Source organism: Sulfitobacter sp. F26204, from assembly GCF_026410305.1.
Taxonomy (GTDB): Bacteria; Pseudomonadota; Alphaproteobacteria; order Rhodobacterales; family Rhodobacteraceae; genus Sulfitobacter.
On sequence record NZ_JAPMLQ010000001.1, the window covers coordinates 205,467 to 225,017 of the forward strand.

Consider the following 19,551-nt stretch of genomic DNA (forward strand, 5'->3'; position numbering starts at 1 on the left):
TGGCAGGGGCAAGGAAGATTTCTGTTTTCGTGCCACGGTTGCCAATTTCACCCAATCTCTTTTGGATGCTCCGAGAAGGGAGCAGCGCATGACACCTGTAGAAATCCTGACATCTGTGGTCTGCGTTATGGCCTTTGTCGGTTATGTCGCCTGTTTGTCACATCTGCTCTGGTTGACCATCGCGGCAACTGCGGGTTTGGGCTTTTATTTGTCACGCTATGTACCGTTTACGCCAGAGTCATTGATCTATTGGGGCGGTGCCGCTGGTTTGCTGCTCGCTGCTTTGCTCTGCTTGTGGTTCTTACCCGCAAAAACCCCGCCAGCGGGCAAACCGCGTCGACAGACAAAGGAACCACAGGTCGTCATTGACGGAACCAATGTCATGTATTGGGACGGAGAAGCCGATCTGGGCACCCTGCGCGCGGTGGTGGACCTTATCAAGGCCAAAGGTTTGACGCCCTTTGTCTTTCTGGATGCATCATCAAGGCACCATCTTGGCGACACGTCACTGGATGAAAAAGGGTTTTCCAAGGCCCTCGGCTTGAGGCGCGACAGCGTGATGGTCTGCCCGGCACGCACCGAAGCGGATGCATTTATTCTAAAGTTTGCACGGGAAAAGAGTCTGCCGGTGGTTTCGAACGACCGGTTTGGAGATCGCGCACAACAGGCCAAGGGGCTGAAACTGATCAAGGGCGGTATCGCTGGAGGAAAGCCGATCCTGCATGGGATTTGACCCCTGGTGAGAAGCTCAGACCAACCGGACCCCGGCCCCTTGCAACTCATCTGTTGCCGCGGTGAGCGAGCCACCCATGTCGATAGCGCGGCACAGATCACGATGCACGGTCACGTTAAAACCGAGCTTTGCAGCATCCACCGCTGAATAATGCACGCAAAAATCAAGCGCGAGGCCAACCATCGTCACGCCGGTGATACCGCGTGTGCGCAGGTAACCCTCGAGACCAGTAGGTGTTTCATGATCATTCTCAAAAAACGCGGAATAGCTGTCGATGGCGGGATTGTACCCTTTTCGGATGATCAGATCAGCGCGGTCCTGATGCAACTCCGTGTGGAACTTTGCCCCCATGCTCCCCTGGATACAATGATCAGGCCACAGAACCTGTGGACCATAGGGCATGTCGATCAAATCCATCGGGGCCTTGCCCTCATGCGACGAGGCAAAGGACGAATGGCCCGCCGGATGCCAGTCCTGGGTCAGGACAACGGCCTCAAAATCGTTCATCAGCGCATTGATGCCCTGAACAATGGTGTTGCCACCTGCAACGGCCAAGGCACCACCCGGGCAAAAGTCGTTCTGGAGATCGATCACAATTAGCGCCTGCATGGGATTTCCCTTTTTGGTTGCTGTTCTGGATCGGTTTTAGCCCAGCCCCCTCTTGCAAAACAGCCCCCAAGGGGCCTATTTCAGCCCCCATGTATACAATTGCCGCACTTTATCATTTCACCCACTTTGACGATCCCGCCTCGCTTAAGCCCGCGTTGCTGGAAACCTGCATAGCACAGAATGTCAAAGGCACCTTGTTGCTGGCAGGCGAAGGGGTGAATGGCACGATCGCGGGGCCGCGTTCGGGGATTGATACCGTGATTGCTCATCTGCGCAGCTTGCCAGGGTGTTCCGCATTGGAGTGGAAAGAAGCGACATCCAAGACCCCACCGTTTCACCGCATGAAAGTACGGATCAAGCGCGAGATCGTGACAATGGGGCAACCGGATGTTGATCCGGTAAGCAAGGTTGGCAACTACGTCGCGCCGCAGGACTGGAACGCATTGATCCAAAGCCCTGACGTTGTCGTGATCGACACCCGCAATGATTATGAGGTCGAGATTGGTACTTTTCAGGGCGCGGTTGATCCAAAAACCAAGAGTTTTGGCGAATTCCCGGCCTGGTGGGAACAAAACAAGGAGCGATTTCACAACAAGCGCGTCGCGATGTTTTGCACAGGCGGCATCCGCTGTGAGAAATCAACCAATTACCTGTTGGGCCAGGGTGTTGAGGATGTGTTTCACCTGAAGGGCGGCATCCTGAAATATCTTGAGGAAGTGCCGGAAGAACAAAGCACCTGGGAGGGTGATTGTTTTGTCTTTGATGCACGCGTCAGTGTTGGACACGGGCTGCGCGAGGGCGCGCATGTGTTGTGTCACGGCTGCCGCCAACCGATCCTGCCCGTTGACATGCAGCGTCCCGAGTTTGAGCAGGGTGTGAGCTGTCACAAGTGTTTCGACCAGACAACCGATTGGGACAAGGACAGATTTCGCGAGCGGCAAAAACAGATCAGGCTGGCAGAGGCGCGCGGTTCAAGGCCCTAGGTTTGCTACGCATGAGCAACCACAACATGATTGCGATGTTGAAACCGTTCCAGACGATGCCGTTCACAAAGGCCCATTGATAGGATCCCGTCCAATCATAGATCTGCCCAGACATCCAACCTCCCAGCGCCATTCCCAGAATTGTTGCCATCAGCACAAAACCAACCCGTTGGCCCGCCTCATGCGCAGGCATGTATTCACGCACGATCAAGGCGTAACTGGGCACGATGCCACCCTGTGACAGCCCAAAGACCAGGCTGACGACATAGAGAGAGACAAGACCGCCGGCAGGGAGATACAGAAACAGAGCAAGGCATTGCAGGGTTGATCCAATCAGCAAGGTGCGCACGCCGCCCAGACGATCCGCCAGCAAGCCCGAAACGATACGCGAGCCGACACCCCCCAACAACATCAAGGCAAGCATTTCGGCTCCGACCGCGGGACCGAACCCCAAATCGACGCAAAGGGAAACGATGTGCACCTGTGGCATCGACATGGCCACACAACAGGCGATCCCCGCAAAGCCAAGCAGATAGGCAAGCGTGCGCGGGCTTAACCCCGAGGATTGCGCATTGAGGGTCGAGGCAAGATGTGCTGCATCGCGGGTCGCCAGCGTTGTCTGGCGGCGCAGCAACAGGGCCAGCGGGATAACACCCGCGAAGGTCACCACTGCCATCACCACATAGACCGCACGCCAACCGTTGTCCGCAAGGACACCGGCAAGCACCATCGGCCAAATTGCCCCTGACAGGTAATTACCGCTGGCCACCAAGGCAACCGCGATACCGCGGCGGCGGACAAACCAGTGCGAGATGTCGGCAATGAGGGGCCCAAAGCCGACGGCTGAGGCAAAGCCGACAATCAATTGTGCCAAGGAAAGCATGGCAATTGATTGGGACAGGATCGCAAGGATCAACCCTGCGACAATGCATAAAGTAGCGAGGATCAGCGACATTGTGACGCCAAAACGGTCAAGCGCGCGGCCGATCGCGAAATTGCCCAGCGCGAAACCGATCATGTTCAGTGTATAGGGCAGTGCGGCATTGGCGCGGCTTGACCCGAACTCGGCTTCGACGGCGGGCATGATCACAATGATCGCCCACATACCAGCGTTGGCAATAACCGCCACCAGCATTGTCACAACCAGCCTGAACCAGGAATACCGGCTGTCGGTTTCTGTCAATTCCATCACGCGGCCCCTCCGTACCCCCGCATCAAGCGCATATCGTTGATAGGGTGCAAGCAGGAACGGCAAGATCAGACGAGTTCTCCAAGAATTTGATCCAGGGTGGTAATGATCATCTCAGCGTCTTCAGCCTCGATGGTGAGGGGGGGACGGATCTTGAGAATATTGTCTTTCGGTCCCTCGCTTCCGATCAGGATGCGATGATCACGCATCCGGTTTTTGACATAGGCACAAATCTCGGTCGCCTCGGCACCATCGGGTTTGATCAATTCCAGTCCAAGGAACAATCCCATACCCCGCACATCGCCGACACAATCGTATTTCACCTCAAGCGATTTCAGACCGGTCATGAGTTGTTCGCCAACAACGCGCGCATTTTCCTGCAAAGCTTCGTCATCCACAATATCCAGGACTTCGCCTCCGATGCGGCACGACAATGTCGAACCCCCAAAGGTCGAGAAAAACTCGATTCCATTGTCAAAACTTTGAGCGACCTCTTTCGTTGTGACCAACACACCCAATGGATGCCCATTACCGATAGGTTTGCCCAGTACAACGATGTCGGGCGATACTTCCTGGCCCTCAAAACCGAAATAGTGGGTCCCCAAACGGCCCAGACCTGTTTGCACTTCGTCGGCGATACAGATGCCGCCCGCCGCACGGACTTTTTGATAAACCGCCGCCAGATAGCCTTTGGGTGGGATGATTTGTCCGCCAACAGAGGGGAATGTCTCGGCGATGAAACCTGCAACGCCATGCCCCTTGCGGTTCAGCGCCGCAATGGCAGGGTCGACCAGATCGGCAAATTTCTGTGCACGATGAGGATCGTCGCGGCCGAATGACCCGCGGTAGTCATCAGCGATTTCTACCAATTCAACCCAATCTGATTGCCCTACCCCACCCGGTTTGTTGAATTTATAGGCAGAAATATCGACCGCACCAGTCGTGTTGCCGTGGTAGCCGTGATCAGGCGTGATCATTCCTTTGGCCCCCGTGTGGGCGCGAGCGAGGCGCAGGGCAAGTTCGTTGGCTTCTGACCCTGAGTTCACAAAATAACAGACCTGCAAGTGGTCTGGCATTTTCGCCAGAACCTTATCCGCAAAGGCGGTTTGCGCAGGATGCAAATAACGGGTGTTGGAATTGATCCGCCTGAGCTGATCCGCTGCCACCTTTTGGATACGGGGATGAGCGTGCCCTACATGCGGCACGTTATTGTAAGCATCCAGATATGGACGTCCCCATTCATCGAACAGATGATGTTTCCAGCCTCGTACCAGCATCACGGGATCATCATAGGTCAGGCTGAGGTTGCCGCCGAAATGTGCTTCGCGTCCCTCCCTGATACGTGATTTTTCCGTGGGGAAAAAGCGTACCTTTTCATCAGGCAGATTCAACAATGCCGCAGGGTTGGGACATATCGCTCGCCACAGGTACATCTCGTCCGGGTCTCCGACACCGGGCCAATCCGCTTCGATCCCCTCAGTGGTAAGCGCAAGTTGGAAATGTACATGCGGTGACCAACCACCGTTCATTGACGGATCACCAAGGCGGCAGAACTCTTCACCTTTGTCGATCACTTGGCCCACTTCAAGGCGTTCCAGAAACTCGGGATCGAGATGGCCATACAGCGTAAAAAACGGATCACCCTCTGGCGTCTGATGACGCAGGATGATCACCCCGCCATAGTCCAGGTGACCTGCACGGTATTCCGCAATAAAAACTTCGCCGCGCAATGGCGCATACATGGGTGTTCCAGCAGTCGTGAACACATCAACCGCCAGATGCACCGTGCGCCTGTCGCTGGCTTTCCAGGGGCCTTTGCGAAAGGCGGGTTCGGCATAGATCAGCCGGGGTTCGTGATAGTAGCCCAGCCAGATGCTGCCCTGATCTTCGAATTCCTCGCCCACTTTCGCGGCTTCTTCCAGGGGCATGTGGAAAGGGTTTTGCGGCCAGGTTGATTCTTCGACAGAAAGCGACCCTAAAGGGGCATCAGAGATATCGCTGCCCATCAGAGGTGCAAAATTTCCGCGCTCCTGTTCAAGCCAGGCCCGAACACGGTCAGCCCTTTCGACCACCGGCAGGCCGCAGGCGGCACGCAGGCGCGCCGACAATAAACCACCGTGAACCCGATCCCCTTCCAGGAACCGCCAGGCGGGGGCCTGTGAAATGGTTACATAGGGATCATCGGGATTTTCGATTGCCATCAATGTGGAATTCACCACACTCACCGCGAGGCGGGTGCGAAGCAGCGGCCAGAGCATATCGATTTCAGCGGCCACAAGCGGGTTGGCGTCGTGATAGCCCGCGACCAGCGCGGAAAGGGCCGCTTCGGGGTTGGCATGATCCAGCACAATATAGGCTGCTGCAATTGCCAGATCACAAATTCTCGGTGCCGCACAAATATCGCCAAGGTCGATCAGGCCAGACACGCGGCGCGGCGCGCCCAACACTCCGGTGACCAGAATGTTATAGTCGTTGGCGTCATTGTGGATTGCCTGTTTCGGCAGGGCCGCCAATTCCGGTTTCAAATTGGCAAACTGCGCATGGATGTCTTCGATAATCTGACGTCGCACGGGATCGGCTATGCAGTCCGTATTGTCGCGGATCCAATCTGCGCGCATCAGATCCCATTTGAATTCACGATCAAGCCTGTCATGCTGGAAATCAGCCAAGGCGAGAGCGGTGCCGCCCAATACCTGACCGATCTCGTGAATGAGGGCATCACTTTTGGGTGCGGTATAGGCATAACACCGGCCTGGCAGTTGACCCAACAACCAGACAAGGCGTTGCACGCCGTTCTCATCATCTACTGTCAGCAGGGCGTCTTTGTTGGAGGTGCGAATGATGACAGGACAGGGTAAATGCGGCTGCCTTGCAGTAATATGCTCAAATGCCTTGACCTGTATATCGACCAGCCAGGATTCACATTCCGCGCGCATGACCTTTAGAACATAGCCCTTTCCATCATGCGCTTTCGCGAGGAAATTCAGATCATATTCGCCATCCAATTGGGTGAGATTTGCGAAGATTCCCCATTTTTCCTTGAGAACAGTTTGCCAGTGCTGAAGCCTATTTTCCATTTTAGTCATGATTCACATTCACCGGCCCGTTTTCATTCCATCCCTTTGTGATGAGGCCGCTGTTCTGCGCTGTCAAGAAACGAGCCCCCATTCGGGGATCAAACCGAAACCCTCCGGATAGATCGGATGCCCTTCAAGGCAGAGCCTAACGATCCTTTAACGCAAACCCGGCATAGGCGATGGGCATCAAGGCGCGGCGCCAGCGGCCAAGTTCGAATTTCGCCAAAGGCCGCTGGACGGCCTGAGGGTAAATTCTTTCTGGTGTCTTTTCCTGGACCAGATCAGCCAGCAAGGCACCGCAATAACTTGCCATCGCGACCCCGTTTCCATGGTAACACAGGCTGGCGAACATATCCGGTGTATCGGGTATCTCTGCGACAAATGGCATGCGATTGCGGGCGATGCAAACCATGCCAGACCAGGCATTTGGCGTTTCGACATGCTGCCAGGCCGGAAACATCGCTTCGAAATCCGCCCGCGCGCGTCTGATTGCGCGCGCCTCTGATCCCGGAGAGGCCATCAAACCTCCACGAACCCCGAACAACATGCGTTTGTCAGGCATCAAGCGGAAGTAATGTAATAGATGCCGTGTGTCATAAGAGGCCTGCATGCTGTTCCACCCTTGCTGGTCCAGCTCCGACGACGACATCGGACGGGTGACAATGACACTGGATTGTGTAGGCATGTAGCGCCCCGAAAGCCAGTCAGGCAAATCTTCGCTGGAATATCCGTTGGTTGCAATGACGACCTTGCTTGCACGCACCGTCCCTTGCGGTGTTTTCAGCGCAAAGGTCTCCCTGTTCCGGGCAATGCTTGTGACTGGTGTCTCATGGAAAATCCTCGCACCCGCTGTTTCCGCAGCAGTGGCCAGACCGGTGATATATTTGCGCGGGTTCAATCCAAAACCAATCGGGACCGTCACCGCCCCTTCAAAACCGGCCTTCATGCCTTCGGCGGCAAGATCCGCCCTGGTCGTGAGCCTCGCGACGAGACCATAACTGTCCGCATAATAATCGACTTCGTCTCGCAGTTCCTCGAAATCGCGGGCCCGGTGGGCCAATTTGGTTTCTCCGTCTGAATGCCGATCTACCTCTATACCGAAACGGTCAATCAGCGCTTCGACCAGGCGAATTGCTGCCAGTTCGGTCTGCCGCCAGTCGTCCCGGCCTTGTCTGCCGAAGGATTTTTCCAGAGCCGCATTGTCCAGCATGCCGCCGCCCAGGCAGCAAAAGCCACCATTGCGCCCCGAGGCACCCCAACCGACATAGCGGTTTTCCAGGACCATGACGGACAAGCCCGCCTCGGCCAGATGCAGCGCGGTGGAAATGCCGGTGAACCCCCCACCCACAATCGCGACATCACAGGTGGCATCCTCGGTCAGTTTGTCACGATCGGGAATGGGACAGGTCTGATCCCACCAGCATTGCGCACGGGGCGCATCAGAATAGGCATAGTCGGGATAGATATGGCGCATCAGTTGGTCGCACGTTCAGCGGCCTGTGCTTCCTGTTGGGCGCGCACCGCATTGCGTTTGGTGACCAGCGACGCCGTTACGACACCGACCGTCACGATCAGGATCATGATTGTAGACAGGGCATTTATCTCGGGCGAAACTCCCAGCCGGACCGCTGAAAAAATCTTGATCGGCAAGGTTGTCGCAGCGGGGCCGGCAGTAAAGGATGCGATGACGAGATCGTCCAGACTGAGCGTGAAGGCCAGAAGCCAGCCAGAGATCACCGCGGGCGCGATGATGGGCAATGTGACAAGGCGGAATGCCTCCCACGGGGTAGAGCCAAGATCGAGCGCCGCTTCTTCCAGTGAACGGTCAAAGGTCATGAGGCGGGAAGACACCACAACCGATACATAGCACATTGAAAACGTCGTATGGGCAAGCACGATGGTTAGCACGCCACGATCCAGACCAATGCTGATGAACAGCAACAACAGCGACAGACCGGTGATGACTTCGGGCATGACCAGCGGAGCATAGATCATGCCTGAAAATAATGTGCGCCCCATAAATCGGCCGCCACGTACCAGGACATAAGCGGCCATTGTGCCCAGGACTGTGGCGAAACAGGAGGACAGCACTGCGACCTTGAGCGTAATCCAGGCCGCGTCCAGAAAGGCTTCGTTCTGGAACAATGTGCCGTACCATTTTGTCGAAAATCCAGCCCAGACCGTGACCAGTTTTGATGAATTGAAGCTGTAGAAAATGAGCACCAGCATCGGCAGATAAAGGAAGGCAAACCCCAGCGTCAGCGAGGTCACGTTGAACCAAGACAAACGTTTCATTGTTCTGCCTCCTGCTGTTTTTGCTGGTTGCGTTGGAACAATACGATGGGAATGATCAGCAACAACAAAAGGATCACTGCCACGGCCGAGGCGACAGGCCAGTCGCGGTTGTTAAAGAACTCTTCCCAAAGCACCTTGCCGATCATCAGCGTGCCTGATCCACCCAGCAGGGAGGGGATCACGAATTCACCCAATGCGGGAATAAAGACAAGGAACGAACCCGCGACGATGCCGTTTTTAGAGAGCGGGATCGTGACCAGCCAAAACGCCTGTGTGCGCGTACATCCGAGATCCTGCGCCGCCTCATCCAGAGAAGGATCCAACCGGTCAAGCGCCGCGTAAATCGGCAGGATCATGAAAGGAAGGTAGGTGTAAACAATGCCGATATAAACCGCGAGGTTGGTGTTGAGGATCACCAAGGGTTCATTGATAAGGCCCAGCCAGAACAGCAACTGGTTAAGCAGACCTTCATTGCTGAGAATGCCCATCCAGGCATAGACCCGGATCAGGAAGGAGGTCCAGAACGGCAGGATCACCAGCATCATCAAGGTCGCACGCCATTCATCGGGGGCCTTGGCCATGCCATATGCAATAGGATAGCCGACCAATAGCGTCAGGAAGGTAGAGACCAGCGCAATGCGAAAGGAACTGAAGTATGCCTTCCAGTAAAGATCATCCTCGGTAAGAAAGACGAAATTCTCGAAGTCCAGTTCGGCAAACATGGCACCGACCCCGTCCTTGATCGTCGGTGTATAAGGCGGAATGGCGAGAGCAGCATCTGAAAGGGATATTTTCAGAACAATCAGGAACGGGGCAAAAAACAATACCAGCAGCCAGAGGTAGGGCGCTGCGATGAGTAGCGTACGACGCGTCATTCAGGTTCCGCCTGTTGTATCTGTGGAACCGGGGCCAGCCCCGGACCCCGCGGTATTTAGGGCCAAAAAGAAAGAAGAAGGTGTCTGTTTCATTGTTCCAACATCACGCCAGCAGTTGCATTCCATGAAATCCACACCGGATCTTCCCAAGTGATGTCACGCCGCGCAATGCGGCGTGTATTGGCGGTCTGTGCCTTGATCACCTGACCGCCGGGCAGTTCGACATGGTAGGTGGACAGGTTCCCTAGATAGGCAATGTCCAGAACCTTGCCCTGCATTGCGTTTTCCGCATCTTCTGGCTTTTCACTGGAGATACGGATTTTTTCGGGGCGGATGGCAAGATGGGCCTTTTGCCCTTCGGCAAAGCTGGTCTGCGAGGTGGCAATGATGGGGGCCTGGCTGTCCACCCAGTTCAGCTTGTATTTCTCGGTTCCAGAAGCGGATGCATGCCCTTCGATGATGTTAACATCACCAATGAAGTCAGCCACATAGACAGAGTTAGGATATTCATAGATCGACGCAGGTGTCGCCACCTGAATGACCCGACCTTCGTCCATCACGGCGACCCGGCTTGCGACTGTCATTGCTTCTTCCTGGTCATGGGTCACGATAACAAAAGTGGTTCCGGTTGTTTCCTGAATGTCCATCAATTCAAATTGGGTGTCCTGGCGCAGCTTCTTGTCCAATGCGCCCAGCGGTTCATCCAGCAGGAGAAGTTTCGGTGCCTTGGCCAGGGACCGCGCCAGGGCGACACGCTGGCGTTGGCCGCCTGAAATCTGATGCGGTTTGCGCTGGGCGAATTTTTCCAGCCGAACAAGCTTGAGCATTTCCTCAACCCGCGCGTCGATCTCGGGCTTGGCTTTCTTGTCGCGTTTCAAGCCAAAAGCAATATTCTCCCAGACGCTCAGATGTGGAAACAGGGCGTAGGACTGGAACATCATGTTCACGGCGCGCTCGTTCGGCGGCACCTGGCCGATGTCCTGACCCGCAAGTTCGATCACGCCTTCCGTAACCGTTTCAAATCCTGCCAGCATCCGCATCATTGTCGTTTTACCGCAGCCGGATGGCCCGAGCAGGGCAAAGAATTCCTGTGCATAGATGTCGAGAGTCAGATCATCGATCGCGACAAATTCACCGAATCTCTTGGTGACATTGCGAAAACGGATCAACGGCTTTTCGTTCGGGTCTTCCCATGGGGCAAAGACGGTTTGGCTCACGCGGAAATCCTTGTATTGACGCGGTAACAGTGGGGGTAGGGCGCGCCTTGGGTAGAGCGCGCCCTGATGTGGTCAGGTGCCGGACTTGATCTTGGTCCACATACGCGTCACGAACCGCTGCACCTTGGGGCTGTAAGGTGAAGTAGTATAGAGGTTTTCCAGAGTTGCGGCATCAGGATAGATCGCAGTATCACCGATCACGTCTTCTGCAAGAAACTCCTGGGAGGCCTCGTTACCATTGGCATAGTAGACATAGTTCGATGCTGCCGCCATGTTCTGAGCATCCATGATGAAGTTCAAAAACTTATGGGCACCATCGGGGTTTGGCGCGTCAACCGGAATCGCCATGTTGTCGAACCACATCAGTGCGCCTTCTTTCGGTGCATAATATTCGATTTCGACACCGTTCTCAGCCTCTGCCGCGCGGTCACGGGCCTGCAGGATGTCCCCTGACCAGCCAAAGGCCACACAGATGTCGCCGTTTGCCAATGCGTTGATATATTCTGAACTGTGGAATTTTTGAACAAAGGGTGCGACGGCTGTCAGCACCGGCTCTGTTTTGGCGATCACATCAGTATCCTGGCTGTCCGGGTCTTCGCCGAGATAAGCCAGTGTCGCAGGAATGATTTCAACCGGGGCATCAAGGAAATGTACGCCACATTCCTGCAGTTTTTCCATGTTGGCCGGATCAAGGATCAGTGCCAGCGAATCAACCGGGGCATCTTCGCCCAGCGCCTCTTTTACCTTGCCGATGTTCACACCGATGCCGGTCGTACCCCACATATAGTTGATCGCATATGCTGCTTTGGGGTCATATTTTTTCAAACGTTCGGAAATCGTCCCCCACAAGTTTTCCATGTTGGGCAGTTTGGATGTATCCAGCTTCTGAAATGCGCCTGCGGTGATCTGGCGCTGCAGGAATGTGCCAGATGGCACCACTACGTCATATCCGGAACCACCGGCAAGCAGCTTGGTCTCAAGTACTTCGTTACTGTCAAAGACATCATAGATCAGGTCAATGCCGGTTTCTGTCTCGAATTTTTCCAGCAGGCTTTCGTCAATATAGTCGGACCAGTTATAGACGCGGACCTCTTCGGCGGATGCGGCACCGCCCAGCATTGCAGCCACAGCAACGCTGCCTAGGATAGAATATTTCATATGGTAACTCCCTTAAATTCGCCGGTTGATCCCAGCATTGTTTGAATTTGATCAAGTTTTGCCTCTTGCGGCAAGATACTTTATGCTTTTGTGAAGAATAGGGTGGCGCGACGCCGATCCTACCCCTTGATTGCAGGCTACTTAGTATGAATATGGATGTCATCACGCCCACCAACCCGTTTGTTACCTCGGATGCCGGAAAAATGCCGGCCCATCAGGCCGTATATGAACAATTGCGTGTGATGATTCTTTTTGGCGATCTGGCCCCGGGCCAAGCGGTGACAATTCAGGGGCTGGTGGAACTGCTGGGGGCGGGCATGACACCTGTACGCGAGGCGCTGCGCCGTTTGATTGCCGAAGGTGCCCTGACCCACCAGGGAAATCGGCGTGTCAGTGTGCCTGTATTAACAAGCAGTTGCGTTGATGAACTGGCGTTTATGCGCAGAACGCTGGAGCCTGAATTGACGCGCCGAGCCACCTTGCGGCTGACACCCCAGTTGCTCAAGAATATCACCGCATGTGATGAGGATCTGAACAAATCCATCGCCCAGGGGGACGTTGGCGGATATTTGACCCACAACTACCGTTTCCATACCATGATTTACGAAGCCGCAGGTGCCCCCATGCTGGCGGCCACGGTGGACCGGCTTTGGTTGTTGTTTGGCCCGTCGTTGCGAGTGGTCTGTGGCCGTTTCGGGACCAATAACCTGCCCGATAAACACAAAGAATTGATTTCGGCCTTCCATCTAAACGACGCAAAAGCCGCGGCTCTGGCCATGGCCGAAGACGTGGCGCAGGGGGTTGAACAGATCAAATCGGCGCTGGAAGGTGCCTAAGAATTTCGTAGTCTGATTGACTTTGCATAATTTGATCATATTCTGCAGGCAAGTTTTTTCCCCTTGCTGCAAAGGTCACAGATCATGCCGACATTCACGAACCATCTACCGACAGCCGAACTGCAGGCGCTGGATGCTGCGCATCACATGCACCCGTTCACCACCAACGCCGATCTGGCGGCCAAGGGCGTGCGTGTCATCACCCGCGCCAAGGGCGTATTTCTGACCGACAGTGACGGCAACGAGATTCTTGATGCCATGGCCGGTCTTTGGTGTGTCAACCTTGGTTATGGTCGCCCTGAAATGGGTCAGGTCGCCATGCGCCAGATGAACGAGCTGCCATATTACAATACATTTTTTCAAACGACACACTTGCCGGGCATCGCATTGGCGAAACAGTTGGCGGATCTGGCCCCCGGCAGTTTGAACCATGTCTTTTTTGCCGGTTCAGGGTCGGAAGCAAATGACACCAATCTTCGCATGGTGCGCGTCTATTGGGCACAAAAGGGCCGGCCTGAAAAGAGCCATGTGATCAGCCGCATGAACGCTTATCATGGGTCTTCTGTCGGATCTGGATCCTTGGGTGGCATGACACCCATGCATGAGCAAGGCGGCCTGCCGATTCCGGGCATCCATCACATTGGGCAACCAGATTGGTGGGCCGAAGGTGGTGATCAAACCCCTGAAGAATTCGGTTTGGCCCGTGCACAAGAGCTCGAGGCAAAAATCCTTGAGCTGGGTGCAGAAAAGGTAGCCGCCTTTATCGGCGAACCGGTGCAGGGTGCAGGTGGTGTGATTGTCCCACCTGCTACTTACTGGCCTGAAATCCAGCGCATTTGTAAAAAATATGATGTACTGTTGATTGCGGACGAAGTTATCTGCGGTTTTGGCAGAACCGGAAACTGGTTCGGTTCCGAAACGATGGGAATCACGCCAGACATCATGACCATCGCCAAGGGGCTGTCGTCAGGATACGCACCGATCGGCGGCTCCATCGTGTCTGATGAGATTGCAGAGGTCATTGGTGCCTGCGAGTTCAACCATGGCTATACATATTCCGGGCATCCGGTTTGTGCGGCTGTTGCGCTGGAAAATCTGCGCATCATGCAAGAAGAGGATTTGTTGTCCCATATCCGCGACGTGGCAATACCGGCATTAAAAACCGCGCTTGATGGTTTGGGCGATCATCCTTTAGTCGGCGGTGTGAACATTTCGGGTCTGATGGCATCGATTCAGTTGACCCCGCACAAGGAAAGCCGTGCCAAATTTGCGGCTGAAGGTGGCGCGGTCGGCTATATTTGTCGTGAACATTGCTTTGCCAACAATCTGGTGATGCGCCACGTCGGCGACCGGATGATAATTTCGCCACCGCTGGTGATTACACCGGAAGAAATCGACATCTTTGCCAAAAGAGCGAAACAAGCGTTGGATGCGACTTATGCAGATCTCAAGGAAAAGGAAATGCTCAAGGCCGCATCATAAGGCCCGAAGGCGTTCCAATAAACCAAGCGACGGGAAGCCATCGGGCGTCAGCCCTTTGGCCTTCTGAAATCTGCGCACGGCATTAATCGTCAACGGCCCCATTTTTGCGTCGATCTTGACCGTATCAAAGCCGGCTGCAGTCAACCGTTCCTGTAGTTCTATCCGCTCGGGCTTTGACAGGGCGCGCAGGCGGCGCGGCCAGCTTTTTTTGATCGCAGGTGCCCCCTTTATCCGATCACTGAGATGGCCAACTCCGATCACATAGGCGTCGGCGGTATTATATTTTTCAATCACGGCAAAATTGGAAAAGATCATAAAAGCTGCGCCCTCCGCTCCGCCTGGCAACAGGATCGAGGCATTGCCATATGTATCAGTCAGCCCGCCATTCACTGCGGAAACGCCACTACTTTTCCAATCGCTTGGCAGGCGCATGTCTGCGCGGTCCGCCTGCAGGTAATCAAACCCCTTCGGCAAACGCACCTCGACACCCCATGGTTGACCTTTGATCCAGCCGAAATGTTTCAGATAAGCGGCCGTCGACGCCAGCGCATCGCGTGGGTCGTCCTCCCATATGTTGCGTTTGCCATCGCCATCAAAGTCCACCGCATGGGCCGCAAACGACGACGGCATAAATTGTGTATGACCCATTGCGCCTGCCCAACTGCCACGCATCTTTTCTGGCGCGGTTTCACCGTTCTGCAGGATACGCAGAGCGTGCACCAGTTCCTCCTCAAAGAAGTCTGCGCGCCGTGCATCAAAGGCCAGGGTCGCCAAACCGTTGATGACCGGTGCCGCCCCCCGAAAAGTACCATAAGCGCTTTCCAGTCCCCAGATTGCGGTCACAACTTCTTTCTCGACCCCATAGGTCATTTCGATTTCGCTCAAGGCCTTATCCCATTTTGTCAGAGCCTTGCGTCCGTTGGCGATTCTCAAATCAGAAACGGCTGTGTCCAGGTAATCCCATACCGTTTTTGTGAATTCGGCCTGATTCCTGTCTCGTTTAATGACATCGGGATCATAGCGCAGCCCGGTCATCACACTGTTGAAAGTTGCGGCTGTAATCCCCTGCTCCAGTGCCCTTTTGCGAAAACCCTTCAGCCAGACTTCAAAGGTACCTGGGCGCGCCTTCTCGTCTGCATCGCTGCCATGAGCTTCTGGTGTGCTGAGTTCCGCCGGGCGAACAGACAATTCCGGCCCCGTCGCCAGAGCTGCGGTGCCCACCACCACAAAAAGCGCCAGCGCCAACTTCAATAGGTATTTATGCATGATCATCCCGCCCGCACCGGTGTTGCGTTTTGCCGGTATACTAACGCTTTGGCAACGGCCCACAAACCTCTAGGTGCCGGTTTCGCGGTCTGCTGCCCGCGCGACAGCTTCTGCTCTCAGGATTTCTGTGTAAGCGCGCAACATAGGCACGCGACGGGGGCGAAAGCTCTGGCCTGTGCGTTCCAGGTCGTCCATCCGGTCCAGTCGGAATACCCGAAAATCCCGGCGTAAATGACACCACGCCATAAGCATGTTCGTATCCTGCAAATAGACCAAGCCCAAAGGATCGACAGAGCGGACAGAGGCCGCACCGTTGCGATCGGCATAGGAAAACCGTACGGTTTCTTCTTCCCATGTTGCGGCCCGCAATCGGGCGACATCGATGCGAGGCGGAGCCGGGCGCACAAAACGCCGCGCGTCCAGAACCGCATGTTGAAGACGATGCGCCTGACGGGGTGGCACGCGTGCGGTAATCTTGGCCAATGCTGTTTGCGCTGCCTTGGCCAGAGCTGGATCACCGATCACCGCGACATCGCGCAGCCCAAGCACAAGCGCTTCCAATTCATCATCCTCGAACCCCAGCGGCGGAAGCGCTGCATCCTCGATCAGCGTGTATCCGAACCCCGCTTCGCCATCAATCACCGCACCCAGCCCCCGCAATGCATCAATGTCCCGATATACAGTACGCAATGAAGTGCCCATTTCATCCGCCAGTTGCGTGGCACGGACCGGCGCGGGCAATCGCCGCAGCGTTGTCATCAGTTGGAACAGGCGGTGGGTGCGATTCATATGGTCATCGTAGCAAATGCTGACAAAAATTGACAGTAGTACATGCTAGCTCTTGGCCAAGATAACCAAGGAGAAACTCATGATCACCCTCATCACCTTTGCCAAAACCTTTGGCCAACCCGCCGCCAGCCCCTTTTGTATCAAGGCGATCTGGTTGCTGAACATGTCAGGCCAACCCTGGCTGCGCGAAGATACGGCAGACCCGCGCAAAATGCCCAAACAAAAGCTGCCCGCGATTCGCGTGGCGGGCAATATCATCCCTGACAGCGACAACATTCGCAGTTACCTTGAAACACGGGGGGCCAATTTCGATAAGGGTTTGTCGGACATGGAAAAAGCCACATCGCGGGCTTTCATCCGTATGGCCGAAGAACATATGTATTTTCATATTGTCATGGATCGCTGGGGCAATGACGAGGTATGGCCGATCATCCGCGATACCTATTTTGATGCGATCCCCAGACTGTTACGCGGCGTGATCACCAGCAAATTGCGCAGGAACTGTCTATTAGGCATGGACCGTCAGGGGCTTGGCCGGCTTTCACCGCAAGAACGTCTTGAGCGGATCGAACCTGACCTCAAAGCCATCACCACGCGATTGTGGCACGGGCCATTCCTGTTCGGAGACCGGCCTACCGCAGCCGATGCTTCGGTTGCGGCGATGTTGGCCAGCATGCGCGCGACGCCGGGTAAATCACTGTTGAAAATGCGCATTGCCGAAGATGAAATCCTGTGCCGTTACATCGACCGAGCGAGTGATGCCATGAACCAGCCGGTCAGCGCCGTGTCCGCGAAACTTTGCGCTTGATCTTGTCTTTCTTGCGCTTGATCTTATTGGATTTTCGGCGGGGGTTCCGCCCTGCCGGAGATCTGCTGCCTTGCTTGATTTTCTGGTCCTCAAGCTCTAGCAACTCAAGCAGAATACCACCCGTCACAGGTGTTGCCTCGGCCAGGCGGACCTTGACCCGCTGGCCCAGCGAAATGATCATGCCGGTGTCAGAACCTCGCAAGGTCTGGCTTTCTTCATCGTGATGAAAATATTCGCGGCCCAGACTGCGCATTGGTAGCAACCCATCTGCGCCGGTCTCGTCCAGTTTCACGAAAACGCCAAACCGTGCGATCCCACTGATCCGGCCCATGAATTCATTGCCCACGCGCTCTGACAGATAGGATGCCAGATACCGGTCGGTTGTATCCCGTTCCGCCATCATCGAACGACGCTCCGTGTCCGAGATATGGGCACCGGTCAACTCTAACGATTCATAGTCTTCGGACCGCAAGCCATCCTTGCCCCAGCCATGGGCTGCAATCAGCGCGCGGTGTACGATCAGATCCGCATAGCGTCGGATCGGCGAGGTGAAATGCGCATAGGATTTCAACGCCAGACCGAAATGGCCGATATGGGCGGGACCATAGTAAGCCTGGGTCATCGAGCGCAGGGTTGAAAGGTTGATTAACTCTGCTTCGTCCGTGCCGGCAGCATCATTCAGCAACTTGTTGAGATGTCGCGTTTGCAGGACCTGACCCTTGGCGAGCGTGAAACCAGAAGCCTGTGCAGTTTCACGCAAGCTTTCCAGTTTGGTAGGTGTGGGTTCCTCGTGAATGCGGTAGAGCAGCGGTGTTTTCTTGGCCAACAGCGTTTCGGCAGCGGCGACATTGGCCAGCACCATAAACTCTTCGATCAGTTTATGCGCATCCAGACGCTCTTTGAAGTTGATGGATTGTACGGTCCCGTCTTCCTTTAACTCCACCCGACGTTCCGGCAGTTCCAGATCAAGCGGCTGACGCTCGGCACGGGCAATCTTTAGCGCAGCATAGGCGGCATAGAGCGGTTTCAAAACAGACTCTAACAGGGCATCTGTTCTTGGGTTCGTCCGTCCGTCAATCGCATTCTGAACTTCTTCGTAATGCAAGGATGCTGGCGAACGCATGATACCGCGATGAAAGCTGTGCGACAGTTTGTTCCCCTTGGCGTCCAGCACCATCCGCACCGCGATACAGGCCCGTGGAACCCCTTCATGCAAGGAACACAAATCACCGGAAAGCCGATCCGGCAGCATGGGCACGACACGGTCAGGAAAATAGGTCGAATTGCCCCGCTTGCGTGCCTCGTGATCCAGCGCCGAACCCGGAGTCACATATGCCGCAACATCCGCGATCGCGACCCAGATCACATGACCATCCCTGTTGAGGGGGTCATCATCGGCATGGGCATAGCACGCATCGTCATGATCACGAGCATCAGAAGGATCAATGGTGATCAGGGGCAAATCCTGCAAATCCTCGCGCCCCTTCAGAGTGACTGGGCTGGCTGCATCCGCCTCTGCAATGACTTCATCGGGGAACTCATCGGGGATGCCGTGTTGGTGGATCGCAATCAGAGATACGGCTTTGGGTGCAGAGGGATCGCCCAGACGGTTCACAATGCGCGCACGAGGCAAGCCCATCCGGCCTTTTGGACCTGCCAGCTCAGCTTCGACCAATTCTCCGTCTTGTGCATCAAACATGTCCGCATCGGCGACGACCCATTCCTTGTCTGACCCTTTGTCAATCGGCAGGATCCGACCGCCTTCGGAACCTTTGCGAAAAACGCCCAACACTTTCTTGGGATTGGTGCCGATGCGCCGGATAAGCCGCCCTTCATAGGAATGGTTTTCATCCTGGACCAAGGTCAGGCGAGCCAGAATACGGTCACCTTCGCCCAACGCCGGATCGGAGGGTTTGCTGATTATCAGCACCGATGGTTCATTTGCTGCGCCGTGCCATTCCATCGGTTTGGCGAACAGATCACCCTGTGCATTCGGCCCTGTCACCATCAATACCGACACAGGCGGCAGGCGATCGGGATCCTGATAGCTGCGCTTGCGCTTTTCCAGATGACCTTCGGCTTGCAGCTCTTTCAGGAGCTGTTTCAAATCGATCCGCGCAGCCCCCTTGATGCCAAATGCACGCGCAATGTCACGTTTGGCGGTTTTAGTGGGATTTTGTTCGATCCATTCGAGAATCTCGGCTTTGCTGGGTATTTTACTCATAGGGCGCAGT

At 55.3% G+C, this 19,551-nt stretch carries 16 protein-coding genes; 5 read left to right on the forward strand and 11 right to left on the reverse strand.

Annotation, left to right across the window (positions count from 1 at the left end; translation table 11 throughout):
* Positions 1 to 88: 88 nt before the first annotated feature.
* Positions 89 to 733, forward strand: a complete 645-nt coding sequence (locus OS190_RS00975; protein ID WP_267156790.1) for an NYN domain-containing protein — start codon at positions 89 to 91, stop codon at positions 731 to 733.
* Positions 734 to 748: 15 nt separating this feature from the next.
* On the opposite strand, the gene pncA is transcribed toward OS190_RS00975, so the two are convergent.
* Complete coding sequence (gene pncA / locus OS190_RS00980) at positions 749 to 1,342, reverse strand: bifunctional nicotinamidase/pyrazinamidase (protein ID WP_267156791.1); 594 nt, start codon at positions 1,340 to 1,342, stop codon at positions 749 to 751.
* Positions 1,343 to 1,431: 89 nt separating this feature from the next.
* Here pncA and trhO point away from each other — a divergent pair, with 89 nt between their 5' ends.
* A complete protein-coding gene (gene trhO / locus OS190_RS00985) occupies positions 1,432 to 2,325 on the forward strand; it encodes an oxygen-dependent tRNA uridine(34) hydroxylase TrhO (protein ID WP_267156792.1) in 894 nt (297 codons plus the stop codon).
* Here trhO and OS190_RS00990 read toward each other — a convergent pair.
* From OS190_RS00990 to OS190_RS01020, 7 genes are all read right to left on the reverse strand, one after another.
* Positions 2,291 to 3,514: an MFS transporter gene (locus OS190_RS00990; RefSeq protein ID WP_267157325.1), complete on the reverse strand. Its 1,224-nt coding sequence runs from the start codon at positions 3,512 to 3,514 to the stop codon at positions 2,291 to 2,293. The two genes, trhO and OS190_RS00990, sit on opposite strands and share 35 nt — an antisense overlap.
* Before the next feature lie 68 nt (positions 3,515 to 3,582).
* Positions 3,583 to 6,591: an aminotransferase class III-fold pyridoxal phosphate-dependent enzyme gene (locus OS190_RS00995; protein WP_416237364.1), complete on the reverse strand. Its 3,009-nt coding sequence runs from the start codon at positions 6,589 to 6,591 to the stop codon at positions 3,583 to 3,585.
* Positions 6,592 to 6,736: 145 nt separating this feature from the next.
* Complete coding sequence (locus OS190_RS01000; protein ID WP_267156794.1) at positions 6,737 to 8,065, reverse strand: NAD(P)/FAD-dependent oxidoreductase; 1,329 nt, start codon at positions 8,063 to 8,065, stop codon at positions 6,737 to 6,739.
* On the reverse strand, positions 8,065 to 8,886 hold the full coding sequence (locus OS190_RS01005; protein WP_267156795.1) for an ABC transporter permease: 822 nt from the start codon (positions 8,884 to 8,886) through the stop codon (positions 8,065 to 8,067). The genes OS190_RS01000 and OS190_RS01005 overlap by 1 nt, the downstream gene beginning before the upstream one ends.
* Positions 8,883 to 9,761: an ABC transporter permease subunit gene (locus tag OS190_RS01010; protein ID WP_267156796.1), complete on the reverse strand. Its 879-nt coding sequence runs from the start codon at positions 9,759 to 9,761 to the stop codon at positions 8,883 to 8,885. Before OS190_RS01010 ends, OS190_RS01005 begins: the two co-directional genes overlap by 4 nt.
* A gap of 89 nt (positions 9,762 to 9,850) precedes the next feature.
* Positions 9,851 to 10,978, reverse strand: coding sequence for an ABC transporter ATP-binding protein (locus OS190_RS01015; protein ID WP_267156797.1), 1,128 nt, complete (start codon positions 10,976 to 10,978; stop codon positions 9,851 to 9,853).
* Positions 10,979 to 11,050: 72 nt separating this feature from the next.
* Positions 11,051 to 12,136 (reverse strand): polyamine ABC transporter substrate-binding protein, encoded by a 1,086-nt coding sequence (locus OS190_RS01020; protein ID WP_267156798.1) that lies wholly within the window; start codon positions 12,134 to 12,136, stop codon positions 11,051 to 11,053.
* Positions 12,137 to 12,282: 146 nt separating this feature from the next.
* On the opposite strand from OS190_RS01020, the gene OS190_RS01025 reads away from it, so the two are divergent.
* Both OS190_RS01025 and OS190_RS01030 read left to right on the forward strand, forming a co-directional pair.
* Entirely contained in the window at positions 12,283 to 12,972 is a 690-nt protein-coding gene (locus OS190_RS01025) for a GntR family transcriptional regulator (RefSeq protein WP_267156799.1), read from the forward strand.
* 84 nt (positions 12,973 to 13,056) lie between these two features.
* Positions 13,057 to 14,454 carry an aspartate aminotransferase family protein gene (locus OS190_RS01030; protein ID WP_267156800.1) on the forward strand — a complete coding sequence of 466 codons (1,398 nt, stop codon included), beginning with the start codon at positions 13,057 to 13,059 and terminating at the stop codon, positions 14,452 to 14,454.
* Here the strand turns inward: OS190_RS01030 and OS190_RS01035 are convergent.
* Entirely contained in the window at positions 14,449 to 15,720 is a 1,272-nt protein-coding gene (locus tag OS190_RS01035) for a lytic murein transglycosylase (RefSeq protein ID WP_267156801.1), read from the reverse strand. The two genes, OS190_RS01030 and OS190_RS01035, sit on opposite strands and share 6 nt — an antisense overlap.
* 69 nt (positions 15,721 to 15,789) lie before the next feature.
* Complete coding sequence (locus OS190_RS01040; RefSeq protein ID WP_267156802.1) at positions 15,790 to 16,509, reverse strand: helix-turn-helix transcriptional regulator; 720 nt, start codon at positions 16,507 to 16,509, stop codon at positions 15,790 to 15,792.
* A 79-nt stretch (positions 16,510 to 16,588) separates the two neighbouring features.
* Here OS190_RS01040 and OS190_RS01045 point away from each other — a divergent pair, with 79 nt between their 5' ends.
* Positions 16,589 to 17,317: a glutathione S-transferase family protein gene (locus tag OS190_RS01045; RefSeq protein WP_267156803.1), complete on the forward strand. Its 729-nt coding sequence runs from the start codon at positions 16,589 to 16,591 to the stop codon at positions 17,315 to 17,317.
* Here the strand turns inward: OS190_RS01045 and rnr are convergent.
* Positions 17,286 to 19,541: a ribonuclease R gene (gene rnr, locus OS190_RS01050; protein WP_267156804.1), complete on the reverse strand. Its 2,256-nt coding sequence runs from the start codon at positions 19,539 to 19,541 to the stop codon at positions 17,286 to 17,288. The genes OS190_RS01045 and rnr overlap by 32 nt on opposite strands.
* Between the last annotated feature and the right edge of the window lie 10 nt (positions 19,542 to 19,551).